At 58.8% G+C, this 13311-nt stretch carries 11 protein-coding genes; 7 read left to right on the top strand and 4 right to left on the bottom strand.

What is annotated here, in order from left to right; all coding sequences use genetic code 11:
- Window positions 1-68: 68 nt before the first annotated feature.
- Entirely contained in the window at window positions 69-2186 is a 2118-nt protein-coding gene (locus GSQ94_RS09800) for a M13 family metallopeptidase (RefSeq protein ID WP_254063774.1), read from the top strand.
- 98 nt (window positions 2187-2284) lie between these two features.
- Window positions 2285-3202, top strand: coding sequence for a DMT family transporter (locus tag GSQ94_RS09795; RefSeq protein ID WP_158943539.1), 918 nt, complete (start codon window positions 2285-2287; stop codon window positions 3200-3202).
- 31 nt (window positions 3203-3233) lie between these two features.
- Here the strand turns inward: GSQ94_RS09795 and GSQ94_RS09790 are convergent, their stop codons facing one another.
- Window positions 3234-4589: an MATE family efflux transporter gene (locus tag GSQ94_RS09790; protein ID WP_158943537.1), complete on the bottom strand. Its 1356-nt coding sequence runs from the start codon at window positions 4587-4589 to the stop codon at window positions 3234-3236.
- A 596-nt stretch (window positions 4590-5185) separates the two neighbouring features.
- Between GSQ94_RS09790 and GSQ94_RS09785 the strand changes: the two genes are divergently transcribed.
- Complete coding sequence (locus GSQ94_RS09785; RefSeq protein ID WP_158943535.1) at window positions 5186-6166, top strand: zinc-dependent alcohol dehydrogenase family protein; 981 nt, start codon at window positions 5186-5188, stop codon at window positions 6164-6166.
- A gap of 123 nt (window positions 6167-6289) precedes the next feature.
- Here GSQ94_RS09785 and GSQ94_RS09780 read toward each other — a convergent pair whose 3' ends face one another.
- Entirely contained in the window at window positions 6290-7750 is a 1461-nt protein-coding gene (locus GSQ94_RS09780) for a glycosyl hydrolase family 18 protein (protein WP_158943533.1), read from the bottom strand.
- Between the two features lie 308 nt (window positions 7751-8058).
- Between GSQ94_RS09780 and GSQ94_RS09775 the strand changes: the two genes are divergently transcribed.
- On the top strand, window positions 8059-8421 hold the full coding sequence (locus GSQ94_RS09775) for an STAS domain-containing protein (protein WP_254063773.1): 363 nt from the start codon (window positions 8059-8061) through the stop codon (window positions 8419-8421).
- A 117-nt stretch (window positions 8422-8538) separates the two neighbouring features.
- Here GSQ94_RS09775 and GSQ94_RS09770 read toward each other — a convergent pair whose 3' ends face one another.
- Window positions 8539-9795, bottom strand: coding sequence for a threonine synthase (locus GSQ94_RS09770; protein WP_158943531.1), 1257 nt, complete (start codon window positions 9793-9795; stop codon window positions 8539-8541).
- A 125-nt stretch (window positions 9796-9920) separates the two neighbouring features.
- Window positions 9921-10274, bottom strand: a complete 354-nt coding sequence (locus tag GSQ94_RS21120; protein WP_216843061.1) for a hypothetical protein — start codon at window positions 10272-10274, stop codon at window positions 9921-9923.
- Between the two features lie 145 nt (window positions 10275-10419).
- Between GSQ94_RS21120 and GSQ94_RS09760 the strand changes: the two genes are divergently transcribed.
- Genes GSQ94_RS09760 through GSQ94_RS09750 form a run of 3 tightly spaced genes read left to right on the top strand, consistent with a single transcriptional unit; the run spans window position 10420 to window position 13176 of the window.
- Window positions 10420-11331, top strand: coding sequence for an HAD-IIB family hydrolase (locus GSQ94_RS09760; protein ID WP_158943529.1), 912 nt, complete (start codon window positions 10420-10422; stop codon window positions 11329-11331).
- A 56-nt stretch (window positions 11332-11387) separates the two neighbouring features.
- On the top strand, window positions 11388-12107 hold the full coding sequence (locus GSQ94_RS09755) for a lytic transglycosylase domain-containing protein (protein WP_158943527.1): 720 nt from the start codon (window positions 11388-11390) through the stop codon (window positions 12105-12107).
- A gap of 34 nt (window positions 12108-12141) precedes the next feature.
- A complete protein-coding gene (locus GSQ94_RS09750; protein WP_158943525.1) occupies window positions 12142-13176 on the top strand; it encodes a lysylphosphatidylglycerol synthase transmembrane domain-containing protein in 1035 nt (344 codons plus the stop codon).
- Window positions 13177-13311 lie beyond the last annotated feature (135 nt).

The following is a 13311-nucleotide window of genomic DNA, read 5'->3' as shown; positions in this document are numbered from 1 at the left end:
CAAATAATAGTCAGCATCGAGTTGGTGATACAAAGGCTGCAGAGATTTCGTACGTAAAGGACAATCGAATGTTGAACGGATGGATGTTGGAGATACCGGTCCTGCAGAAACGACGGGTTGGATTGGGTGCAGCGATCACATTAGCTGCCGTTGGCGCGTGGAATACTGCAATTGCCCAGCAAATCAAGTTGGTAAGTGATAGCAGCAAGCCTACCGAAATCTATCTGCCGATTCCCGGGTTCGATGCGACGTCGCTGGATACTTCAGCGGACCCCTGCAATGACTTCTACAAGTTTGCCTGCGGGAAGTTTGCGGCGAACCATCCGATTCCTGCAGATCAAGCGGGCGTGGATCAGTTTTATGCGCTGTATAACGTGAACACCCAATCGCTTAATGGGATTTTGAATAAAGCGGCTGCTGGTGGAGCGGGACGGTCGCCGGATGAGCAGAAGATCGGGGACTACTACAAGGCGTGCATGGATACGGACGCGATCGAAGCCAAGGGAGTTACGCCGATTGAACCTCTGCTTAGTGAGATTGACGCCGTGAAGAGCAAGGCTGAGCTGCCAGCGTTGATTGGGAAGCTGCAGCGCATAAGCGTGAACGCGTTCTTCGGTTATGGAGAGCAGCAGGACTTCAAGGACGCCACGAAACAGATTGCGTTTGTGCAGCAGAACGGCCTCGGGTTACCGGAGAAGGATTATTACCTGCGCGCAGGAGCGAAGGACGTTGAACTGCGAGAGCAGTATGTGGCGCATGTGGCGAAGATGCTGGAGCTGGCGGGGAGCTCGCCCGAGAAAGCAAAGAAGGATGCGCAGGCCATCATGACGTTCGAAACGGCGCTGGCCAAGGCATCGATGGGTGTGACCGATATGCGGGATCCGGAAAAGACGTACCATCTGCAGCCGATCGCAACCTTCGAGGCCACGATGCCGGGTTTTAAGTTCGAAGATTTCCAAAGTGAGGTGCACTCGCCGAAGGTCACGGAGATTAACAACTCGACGCCGGATTTCTTTCCCGCACTGATGAAGGAGATTGATGCGACGAATCTGGAGACGCTGAAGGCCTACCTGCGACACCAGGTGCTGACGACTTATGCGGGCAGATTGCCGAAGCGATTCGATGCGGAGAACTTTGATTTCTACGGACGTAAGCTAAATGGACAGCCGGAGCAAGCGGCGCGTTGGAAGCGCTGTTCGAACTCGGTGAATGGCGCGTTGGGCGAGGCTCTGGGCAAGGTGTATGTGGAGCTGTACTTTGCTGGGGATAGTAAGGCGAAGATGATGAAGATGGTTGCAGACATCGAGGCCGCGATGGGACGAGACATCGATCAACTCGACTGGATGTCGGCCGCGACGAAGACGCGGGCGAAGGAGAAGCTGCGCGAAGTTACGAATAAGATCGGCTATCCGGACAAGTGGAGAGATTACTCCAAGCTGGAGATCAAGCCGGACGATGCGCTGGGGAACGCACGACGTGCGGATGCATTCGAGAATGACAGGCAACTGGCAAAGATCGGGCAGCCTGTCAACATTTTTGAATGGGACATGACGCCGCCGACGGTGAATGCGGACTACGACGATAGCCAGAATACGATCAACTTCCCTGCCGGGATTCTGCAGCCATCGTTTTACGATCCGAAGCAGGATGATGCGACGAACTACGGGCATATCGGCGCGGTGATTGGGCATGAGCTGACGCATGGCTTCGACGATGAGGGGAAGAAGTTCGACGGCAAGGGCAATCTGAGCGATTGGTGGACGGCGGAGGATACGAAGAACTTCGTTGCTCGGACAGACTGCCTGCAGAACGAGTATGGCAGCTTCGTCGCGGTTGACGATGTGAAGGTGAATGGCAAGCTGACGTTGGGCGAGAATACTGCGGACAATGGTGGTTTGCTGCTGGCGTATATGGCTTATCTAGATCGCGCGAAGAAAGAAGGTGTGGATCTGGCGGCGAAGAAGGATGGATACACTGCACCGCAGCGGTTCTATATCGGCTTCGCGCAGAACTGGTGCGAGAACTCAAGGCCGGAGCAGGTGCGGACACAGGTGTTGACCGACCCCCATTCGCCCGATCACTTTCGTGCGAATGGTGCAATTGTGAATCAGCCTGGGTTTGCGGCGGCGTTTGGTTGCAAGAAGGGCGCGCCTATGGTGCCGGTGAAGAGTTGCCGCGTCTGGTAGTAGTTGTCAGGTTTCAGTTGTTAGTTCTGTGGTGTGACGGAAGAGAGCCTTTCGGCTCTCTTCCGTTTTTGTGGGATTGAGTGTGCGAAAGTGGAGGGATGGCGGTTTTAGAGAAGAGACGGGCACTGGGGTTTGGAGCTTGTGCGCTGGCTAGTTCGTTGTGGGGGTGTGGGTTCTTCTTCGGCAAGATTGCATTGGCGGAGATGAGCTTCGCACATATGGTGCTGTACCGGTTTCTGTTTGCCATGGTGGTGCTACTGCCGCTGCTGGTGACGCATCGTCCGGGGTTGAACCGGCGGGAGTGGGGATTGCTGCTGGTGGCTTCGTTTCTTGGCGTGCCTCTGCAGTTTCTGATCCAGTTCTATGCGTTGTCGATTACCACGGTGAGCCATGCTTCGCTGATGGTGGGGACGATGCCGGTAATTCTTGCTGTGGGGGCGGCGGGGTATGCCCATGAGCGGATGGACCGGGTGGGGTGGGTGGCTCTGGCGGGATCGACGTGCGGGGCGGGGCTGATTGCGCTCGGTGGGGGCGTGCATGCGAAGGGCGGGGCGACGCTGGCTGGGGATGCGCTGGTCGTGGTTTCGCTGCTGATCGCGCTGTTCTGGATACTTTTGAATAAGCAGCTGATGGGGCGGCACTCGCATGTTGTGGTGACGGCGTATGGGGTGCTGCTCGGTACGGTGATGTTGATGGTGTGGGTTCCGGTGCGTTATGGGTTGCCGCCGGTGGCGGGGGTGTCGGTGAAGGCGTGGCTGGCGCTGGCGGCGAGTGGGGTGTTGTGCACGGCGACTACGACCCTGCTTTGGAACTGGGGGATGACGCAGGTTCCGGCCTCACAGGCTGGGGTGCTTTTGAATATGGAGCCATTGATTGGGAGCTTGCTGGGGGTGATCGTTCTGGGAGAGCGGCTTGGGCCTAGCGCGTGGGTTGGTGGTGGGCTGATTTTGGCTTCGGCTGTCACTTTGACGACGCGGTCAAAGACGACGGTGCGGGAGACGATGCCGGTTACTTAGGTGTCAGTTCTCAGGTGTCAGTTCTCCGGTATCAGGTAACGGTTTGGAGTTTTTTTGTGGTGCGGTGCCAGATAAGGGCAAGGGTGGTGCCGGCTACGATGAGGCCGGTGCAGAGTCCCAGCCATAGGCCGACAGCTCCGTATTGGAGGCGAAAGCCGAAGAGATAGCCGACAGGCAGGCCGATGATCCAATAGCCGACGATCTGGACGACGAGGCCTGCGTGGGTGTTTCCTGCTCCGCGGAGGGAGCCGGTGGCGGTGATCTGGAGCCCGTCGAAGAACTGGAAGATAGCCGCGACGAAGAGTAGAGGGATGGTGGCGGCGATGACGTCTTTGTCGGCGGTGAAGCTGGCAGCGATGGCATGGGGGATGAGCAACAGGACCGCGGAGAAGCAGGCCATGACTCCGGCGCCGAGGAGGATAGCAGCCCAACCCGCCGAGGCTGCTTCAGAGGGAGCTTTGCGGCCTATGGCCTGGCCTACGCGGACCGCTGCGGCAGCGGAGATGGCGAAGGGAACCATGAAGGTGAAGCTAGCGCAGTTGAGCGCGATCTCGTGGCCTGCGAGGGGAAGGCGCCCCATGACTCCAATGAGGAAGGTGACCATGCCGAAGATGGAGATTTCGACGAAGATCTGACCGCCTGCCGGGGCTCCAAGGAGGGCGAGGCGGCGGAGGCGATTGGGCTCGAAGTGGCGGGCCATGCTGATAAGCCCATAGTGGTGGCGACGCTCGATACGCCAGAGGGCGATGACCATGAAGAGGGCGAGGTAACAGCGGGAGAAGGAGGTGGCGAGGCCTGCGCCTGTGACTCCGAGCGCCGGGATGTGGATGGGGCCGAAGGAGTGACCGTAGATGAGGAACCAGTTGCCGAAGACGTTGATGAGGTTGGCCGTGACGAGTGCGACGGCGATGGGACGGACGTGGTTGAAGGCCTGGAGGTAGCGGCGGAGTGTGAAGTAGAGGAAGAGTGCGGGGGTGCCGTAGTTGAGTGAGCCCAGGAAGGCGACCGAGCCGGTGAGGACGGCGCGGTCAATAGGCAGGCGAAGCATGAGGAACGGGGCGCAGAGGATGATGAGGATGAGAGTGAGCGCGAGTCCGGCAGCGAGGATAAGACCGTGGAGGAGCCAGCGGTTGGCCTCGTCGAAGCGGCCTGCCCCGTGAGATTGGGAGAGGTAAGTGTCGAGGCCGAGGAGGACGCCGGCGATGCCGAAGGCGATGGTGTTGTAGAGGACCTGGCCGAGAGCAGCGGCGGAGATGGCGAGTGCGGGGTTGGCCATGTGACCGACCATGATGGTGTCGACAATGCCCATGGACATCCAGCCGAGTTCGGCGAGGATGAGGGGGAGGGCAAGCGTGAGGACCGGCCGGATTTGTTGACGAATGGACATAGATTTTGCGGTACCCCCTCCCCCCTCCCTTCTATGGGGTATCTTGTACGGAAGTTATCCGCTTTCTTAGAGATAGAGGTGGCCCCCGTCTGCAAAATATTCATTACAGATGGTTTAGGCCTAAAATACTTGTTTTGTACAGTTTACAGGACCTAAAAACGGAAACCCCGGTTTAGCCCGGGGTCTTTTGACGTGTGGCTCCAGTATAGCTGGTTGCAGGAAACTGATGCGCCACGCGAATCTGCTGAACTGACGCGGTGAATCGCGTGTTCGGGGATTGACAGCTTTTCGAAGACTGCAAGTTAATACTTTTTCGAGTAGCGAGGAATCGAACCTTTACGCTCATTGCATGGCTGAGAGCTTAGAACTTGAGCAAAAAATATTTGAAGTAGTCATTGCAAATAAGAAAGAACAGACAACGACAGATACGGGCGTCTCTCCACTACGTCGCGCGATAGTACCGCGCGACGTCGGTCGAGATGACGATTCTTTGTGGCTGTAATGAAACGCGATTTCGATGGAGCCTGGAGTTTATTTCAACGGCGCATGAGCTTTTAGCAGTTGCTTAGAGATTTTCAAAGTTTGAAAGGATCGGTATGCGCGCCTACGTTGTCGAACGTCCTGATGCAGAATTTTCGGTGGTCGATCTTCCCCGCCCTGTTCCTTTGTCGGGTCAGGTGTTGGTGCGAGTCCATGCGAGTGGGGTGAATCCTCTGGATACCAAGATCCGAGCGGGGAAGGCGCCCCATGCGAAGCAGCCGCTGCCTGCGGTGCTGGGACTGGATATGGCCGGTGTTGTAGAGGAGATTGGCGACGGCGTGACGTCGTTTCGTCCAGGCGATGAGGTGTATGGGATGGTTGGCGGTGTGGGCGGGTTGCAGGGGACGCTCGCGGAGTTTGTTCTGGGGAACGCCGATCTGCTTGCGCTGAAGCCGAAGGCACTCTCGATGCGCGAGGCTGCGGCTCTGCCGTTGATTACGATCACTGCCTGGGAGGGGATTGTGGATCGCGCCGGCGTGCATGCGGGACAGAAGGTGCTGGTTCACGCGGGCGCGGGCGGAGTAGGGCATGTTGCGGTGCAACTTGCGAGGGCGTATGGCGCGGAGGTTTTCGCGACGGTGTCTGCGGAGAAGCGAAGCGTGGCGGAGGAGTTCGGAGCGACCCCGATCGATTACCGCAGACTTTCAACGGAGCAGTATGTGGATCTGCATACCGATGGGCAAGGCTTCGACGTGGTGTATGACACGGTGGGCGGTGCGACGATCGATGCGTCGTTCGTTGCGGTGAAGCGATATACGGGCCACGTGGTGAGCTGCCTGGGATGGAGTACGCACTCGCTGGCTCCGCTCTCGTTTCGTGGGGCGACGTACTCTGGCGTGTTTACGCTGATGCCTCTGCTGACGGGCGTAGGGCAGCCCCATCATGGGGAGATTCTTCGGCAGGCGGCGGTGCTGGCTGACGAAGGCAAATTGAGGCCGCTGATGAATAGAGAGCGCTTTGGCGTGGCCGAGATCGGAGCAGCACATGCCCTGGTGGAGTCCGGAGCTTTGGGCAAGGTGGTGATTGATCTTGTTTGATGTGGGTTGATTACGTTGGATCGTTCAATCGGTGAAGGCTACCGGGGAGTGAGCAGAAGAGCTTGCTCACTCCGCCGGTTATTAGGTTTAGAACTGTTCTGGAATTCCGAACTGCTTCGGGATTCAGAACTGCTCAAAGATGTTGGAGAACTGGTAGGAGCTTTGCGAGACACCGCTGCAGAGGTTTTGACTTCCGGTCTCTCCGCTGGGGCACTTTTGATCTCTCTCGAGCGCCCAGAATGAGAGCAGGCTGACGTTCGGGGTACTGTTTGCGAATGTGGCCACTTTCTGAGCGTCAGCGAGAGAGAAGATTTCGACGTAGCCATCGGGGTTAGGGTCCTGATATCCAACCTGCGACGTGATGCCGAGAGTGGAGCTGGAACCGATCTGCTTGAGCTGTGCGAGGGTGCCGGTTGCCGAATTGACGGCGATGCTTCCTTCCTCTTCGGAGCTGTCGTCGTAGTCCATCGTCATGATGTTGACGGTGGAGAGCTTGACTCCGTATTTTTGGGCGCTGGTGAGGACGTAGAGGGCGTTGGGGTCGAGGCCAGTGGTATCGACGGGAATGGTGAAGCTGACGATGAGGCCGGGATTGGCCGCCTGCAGGGCTGCGATGGTCTTGTTGCGCAGGTCGACCGTGGCTTCATTGTCGATCGTGTCGGCGTAGTTGTTCTCGATGTCAAAGTCGATGCGAGTGGCGTTGTACTTTGTAATGACCGCCTGATACTGGGCCTGGAGGCTGCTTTGCGTGGTGCACTTGTCGGCGAGCTCGTAGCCAGCTGCTCCGCCGAAGGAGATGATGCCATCGCCACCGGCGTTACGCAGGGTTTGGAGGTAGCCCGCATAGGTGGAGTCCGAGGTGATGGGGCTGTAGTCGTCCCAGGCGGCTTCGCAGGCGGAGTAGTCGGCGATGATGAACGCGAGGGTTACATACTTCAGCCCTGCGGCTGAGGCCATGGCGGGTAGATTGTTGTAGGGGTAGCCATTTCCCATATTGACGTAGGGAGCGACGATTTTGGTGGGCGTACCGCCGCCAGAGGGGGCGCTTACGACGATGTGGTCGACGTCGGGAGCCGAGCCACTGGCGTTGAAGAATCCGATGGAGTTAGTGCTGCCGGCGGTGAAGTTAGCCTGGAAGGTGACGGGCGCTGCGGGCGCTGTCCAACTGCTGCCGGTGAGGTTGTTGAGGGTTGGACCTGCTCCATCGTTGACCTGGATGGTGAAGGAGCGAGCGCCGCCGTCCGTGCCTTCGGTGTAGTAGAGCGTGACCGTGTAGGTGCCAGTGGTGGGGACGCTGATGTTTTTGATGCGGAGATAGTTGGCGTTGCCGTTGCCGATATTGCCGACGCGAAAACCGTTGAGACATCCCGAACAGCTTTCAGCCACGGCTGTGCCCTCTAATGCGTTGCTGCTGGCATTCGATTCATAGACCGTTTGCGCTTGCAGAGATGTGAGAGACGCGAAGAGCGCGACGAAGAGAAGGAAGAAGAAGCGTGAGGATGACGCTCGTCTGGAGGGTTGAGTGGAGTGGTCCGCGGGATCGCGAGGGTTCAGAAGGAGATGCCGGGAAGGTAATGCGTGCATGAAATTCTCCTTGGAGTAGCAGGTTCTGACGGTGAGGCCATCGAGATCGCTAACGGACCTGGAGAGTTTCAGTTGCTACGGAGAGCAAGGGACTTTCTAAACCTTAATTCACAACTTTCAATCTGTTGGGGAAAGTTACGGAGGAAAGATTAGTTTGTCAATCAAATTATTTGAGACTAACGCTTATCTGAGGAGTGCGGCTGTTTGTGCGGAGGAGCAAGGGTGTACGAAGTGCGGATTTCTACTTCCCGGTGCGGCGGTTGCGAGGCGCAAGATTCACATGTTTGTAATCTCCGGGGAGCATGGGCTTGCCTACACTTTCAGCTATGCTTGATCAACTTTTGACTCATGGTTTTACGAATGGAAAGAGCGAAGGGACGACGATTCTAAAGCTCGTTGGACCGCTGACTTTGTCTACGATGTTTGGGTTTCAGAACGAGTTTCGCAGCAAGACGCCGCAGGTGATGATCGTCGATCTAAGCGAGTCGCCGTATATGGATTCGGCTGGGCTGGGGCTGCTGATGAACTACTACGTGTCGGCAGAGAGCCACGGACGAAAGCTGCTGCTGGCGGGGGTGAATGAGCGGATCGAATCGCTGCTGGAGATGACGAAGGTGCAGACGATTCTGAAGAGCTTTCCCAGTGTTGAGGCGGCTGAGAGTTCTTTGTAAAGGCTAGAGATAGTGTCCTGCCGGACGGGCGCCCTGCGCGGGCAGCGATCACTTCGTGACTTTTATACCGGTTTGGGAGGACCAACTGCCTGGTCCTCCCTTTGGTCGAGTTGGGCTTTATTGCGGGGTGATGATGCCTCCTACGGGCATGCTTTTGGGGAGGCTGCCGGGGCGCTTGAGGTGCATGGCTTCGGCGGTCATGTCGGTGTATTTGAGGCCTGCACCGGTGTTGAAGAGGACGACCTTGTCGGTAGGTTTGAGTTCTCCGTTGGCGATGAGAGCGTCGTAGGCTGCGGTAGCGGCGGCTCCTTCGGGGGAGAGGAAGATGCCCTCGTGCTTGGCCCAGTCGAGGATGCTGGCTAGGATCTCTTCATCGGAGAAGGCCAGGGCTGCGCCGCCGGATTGGCGGACGATGTCGAGAATGATGGCGTCGCCGTAGGGCTTGGGGACGCGGAGGCCGGCGGCGAAGGTGGCGGCGTTCTGGAAGAATTCGCTGGCGGGCTTGCCCTCTTCGAAGGCCTTGGCTACGGGGGCGCAGCCGCTGGCCTGAAGGGCGTACATCTTTGGGCGCTTGCCGGTCACCCAGCCTAGCTGCTCCATCTCTTCGAAGGCCTTCCACATGCCGATGAGGCCTACACCGCCGCCCGTGGGGTAGAAGACGGCGTCGGGATACTGCCAGCCGAGCTGCTCGACGAGCTCGTAGCCCATGGTCTTTTTGCCTTCGACGCGGTAGGGCTCTTTGAGGGTGGAGATGTCGAACCAGACTTCGCTGGCGGGGAGGTTGGCGTCGCGCTGGGCCTTGATGTTTTCACCAACCATGCGGGCGCAGTCGGAGATGAGGCCGTCGACCATGGTGACGTCGGCGCCGTAGACGATGCCTTCGAGATAGTTGGCGAAGGGGACGTCCTGAGGCATGAAGATGTGGGCCTTGATATCGGCGGCAGCGGCGTAGGCTGCGAGGGCTCCGGCGGCGTTGCCTGCGGAGGGGACGGCGAGGTGACGGAGGCCGTAGTGTTTGGCCATGGTAACAGCGAGGCCGAGGCCGCGGGCTTTGAAGGTGCCGGTGGGGTTGGCTCCTTCTTCTTTGACGTAGAGGCCGGGGTAGCGCTTGCTGTGGAGCATCGGCGTCCAGCCTTCGCCGAGGGTGACGGGAGTTACGTCAGGAAGGACGCTGGCGTAGCGCCACATGCCGAGGCTTGAAGGAGATGCCGCAGCGCGGGCGGCGATGTCTTCACGCTTCGCGGTGTGCTTGAGCTTGTCCATGTCGTAGCGGACGTAGAGAGACCCGGCGCAGAGGGGGCAGAGGGTTTGAGGAGTTTCGGCAGAGAGGTGGTGATGACATCGAGAACATTCGAGCGACGTAATAACGGCCATATATTAGATGCTAACGGATTTGGGTTACGAAGAGATTGCTTAAGCGGCGCAAAAGTGCGACGAGGCGATGTGAGGGTTGTTTCCCACTTTGGAAAACAACCTCATTAAGATGGTGCTCGTGGCTGCTAGTGGCGCTGGAGCCAGCGGCGAACGGAGAAGTCCGTTGCGATGCTGGCGGCCAGGAGGGTGAGGCTGATGCTGAAGGCGCTGACCACCCAGTTGAGCTCCATGCGTCCTTTGAGCATGAACCTGTCGAGCAGGGTCAGGACCAGGACCAGGACCGCCGCCTCCGCAAAGAAGGACGAGCAGCGTGGAGCAGCGGCGGCGAGCAGGTCGAAGAGTGGGGATGTCTTCTTTTGAGGCGGAGCTTCGCCTCCGGGAGGAACCAGCGTGATGCGATGGATGGGCTGGGGAGAAGAATCTGAGGGTTGCTGCGGTAGAACTCCTCCGAAGGAGGTTAGTAGATTTTTGTGAAACATAAACAAGCCTTTGTGGTGCCTGCTGTTAGTCTGCCTCCGGCCAGGGTGAATGTCGAGTAAATTTCCCGTAAATGTAAGACATAGCTTGGGTTATGAATATTTATGCAGTGCGGATGAGAGAATATGCAGAGAGATTGAGGTAGGAATGCGTTTAATCGCGGTGGATATGGATGGGACGCTGGTGGGGCCTGATGGGCAGGTGAGCGTACGGAACCTTGCCGCGATGAAGGCGGCAGAGCAGGCCGGGGTGCGGGTGGTGGTCGCTACCGGGCGGCGACATTGCTACGCGATGAGGGTGCTGCGCGGGCTGGGTCTGCGGGAGGAGGATGCGCTGATCAGCTCGAATGGAACTGTGACAAGGACGATTGGGGCGAAGCTGCTGGAGAGGACGTTGCTGCCGGTGGAGACAGCGCGGTGGTTGTGTGGGCATCTGGAGGAGTTTCGCAACGCGCTGGTGGTGACGTTCGACAAGGTGGGGACGGACGGGGAGGATGTGCGCGGGGCGTTGGTGGTGGAGCACCTGGAGGAGCTGCACGCGAGCATTGGCAGGTGGATGACGGCGAATGAGCCATATATCGAGAGGGTGGTGCCAATTGAGAGAGCGCTGGAGGGTGAAGCGCCGATCCAGATGATGCTGTGCGGGACGGTGGAGCGGATGCGGAGGGCGGAGGCGCTACTGCTGGATCATTCGGGGGTGTCGGCTGTGGGGGTGGCAGCTGTGGAGAGCGCGAAGGTTTCGTTGCATCGGACGGAGTATCCGGAGCGGGATTTAAGTATTGTGGACATTTTGCCGGCGGGGTGCAGCAAGGGTTCGGCGCTGCTGCGGCTGGCGGAGACCCTTGGGGTGGGGGCGGAGGAGATTGTGGCGATTGGGGACAACTGGAACGACGTTTCGATGCTTGAGGTTGCGGGGCAGGCAGTGCTGATGGGGAATGCGCCGGAGGATTTGAAGGCGGAGAGGGCGGCGAGAGGGTGGATATTGGGCCGGCGGCATGACGAGGATGGAGTGGCGGAGGCGATTGAAGCGGTGTTGAACGGTCTGCCAGTGACACGATAGTGGGAGTTTTAGCGGGATGGAGGATGGGCTTGGGGTGGTAGGCTTTGAAGGTGGCTATGGGTTTTAGAACGTTCGTGTTGAGCGCTGCGATGCTGGCTGCAATGATGGCTGCGGCGTGCCCGCTGGCCAATGCAGCCGAGCACGTGACGCTGAAGAACGGATTTGAGGTGGATTGCGTTCGGCGCGAGGCGGTTGGAGATAAGATCCGGCTGTACTTTGCGGAGAAGGGCGTGCCGGCCTCGGAGTCGAACTACATGGATGTAGCTTCGGACTCGGTGGTTCGGGTGGAGACGGTTGCGGATGTGCCAGAGCCGGCGGCCGAGGAGAAGGCACCGACTGCGATGGTGCTGATGACCGCGCCGACGAAGGAAGAGATGCACGAGATGCTGGCGCATGCGGGGGCGGCGCACCATATCGATGAGGATCTGCTGGCGAGCGTGGTGAGGGCAGAGAGCGGCGGTCATGTGCGGGCGGTTTCGCGCACCGGGGCGCAGGGGCTGATGCAGCTGATGCCGGGCACGGCGAGTGCGATGGGCGTAGAAGATTCGTTTCGTCCGGAGCAGAATATTGCAGGCGGGACGGCTTACCTGGATATGCTGCTGACGCGGTATCACGACAATGTGGCGCTAGCGTTGGCGGCCTATAACGCCGGGCCGGGCGCGGTAGATAAGTACCGTGGGGTGCCTCCGTATCGCGAGACGCGGGAGTATGTGGCGCGGGTGATTCGCGAGTTCAATCGGCGGAAGCAGACGGCGATGGTCGCACAGGCCAGGTAAGACAGCACCAGCTACAGACCAAGAGAGAGATTTGATGACGAAGCGTAATGCAGTCGTGTGGGGAGTGGGCGCGGTTGCGCTGGTGGTGCTGGTTTGGTTATTTCGGACGAAGGTCCACTTCGACTGGGCTACCTTCTGGCAGCAGCTTCGCTATGTGAGCCTGGGGCATATCCTGGCTGGGATTGTGCTGATTTACGTTACGTATTATCTGCGGGCGCTGCGATGGTCGGTGTTTCTGTCGCCGACGAAGAAGGTTCCGGCTACTTCCCTGCTGGGCTCGCAGTTCATCGGGTTTACGGCGGTGGCTTTGTTTGGACGGCTGGCGGATCTAACGCGGCCTTTCCTGGTAGCGCGGCGGATTAGCCTGTCCTTGAGTTCGCAGGTGGCGGTGTACACGATTGAGCGGATGTTCGATCTTGGCGCGGCAGCGTTGATTTTTTCGAGTGCGCTGGCGTTTACTCCGCGAGATCTGCCACACCATGAGGTCTTTGTTCGAGCAGGCGCTGTGAGCATGGGTTTGACGCTTACGATTGCGATCTTCGCGGGCGTCGTGCGGGCGGCGGGCGCCGTGGTAGCAGCCTTTGCACGGAGGACCGTGGGACTTGTTTCAAAGCCTGCGGGCGAGAGCATCGCTACGAAGATCCTTGGGTTTCGCGATGGGTTGAATGCGTTGTCGTCGGCGCGGGACTTTGGAATTGTGACCCTGCTCTCGCTGACCATGTGGGTGATGATTGGGTCTGCTTACCTACAGACAGCACACGCCTTTATTCATACGCCTGAGCTGGCTGGAGTGACATTTTCGCGGACGATGCTCCTGATGGCGGTCAGCATCGGCGGGTCGGCGCTGCAGCCTCCCATCATTGGCTGGTTTACGCAGATTGCGATTACGGCGGCGGCGATGCATTCGTTTTATGGTGCGCCGATTGAGGCGGCTACGGCTTGCGGTGCTGTGTTGCTGGTGGTCACGTCCCTCTGCATTATTCCTGCCGGGTTGATCTATTCGCGGGTGGAGCATGTGAGCTTGAAGAGGGTGGCCGAGGAGAGCGAGGCTGCCGGGGTCGCTGGTTAGTTTTTTGTGAGTGCTTTGTCCTGCCGGACGGGCCCACTGCGCGTGGAGCGGTCACTTCGTGACTTGTATACCTCATCTTGCTTGGGGGTTCGTTTCGGGCCTCGCTTTGCTCGGCGTGATTATCGCGCTTGTGCG

It is taken from the genome of Granulicella sp. S190 (assembly GCF_009766095.1).
In the GTDB taxonomy this organism is placed as follows: domain Bacteria; phylum Acidobacteriota; class Terriglobia; order Terriglobales; family Acidobacteriaceae; genus Edaphobacter.
Note: the sequence above shows the minus strand (reverse complement) of the source record. Positions and strands in the feature narration are given on the sequence as shown.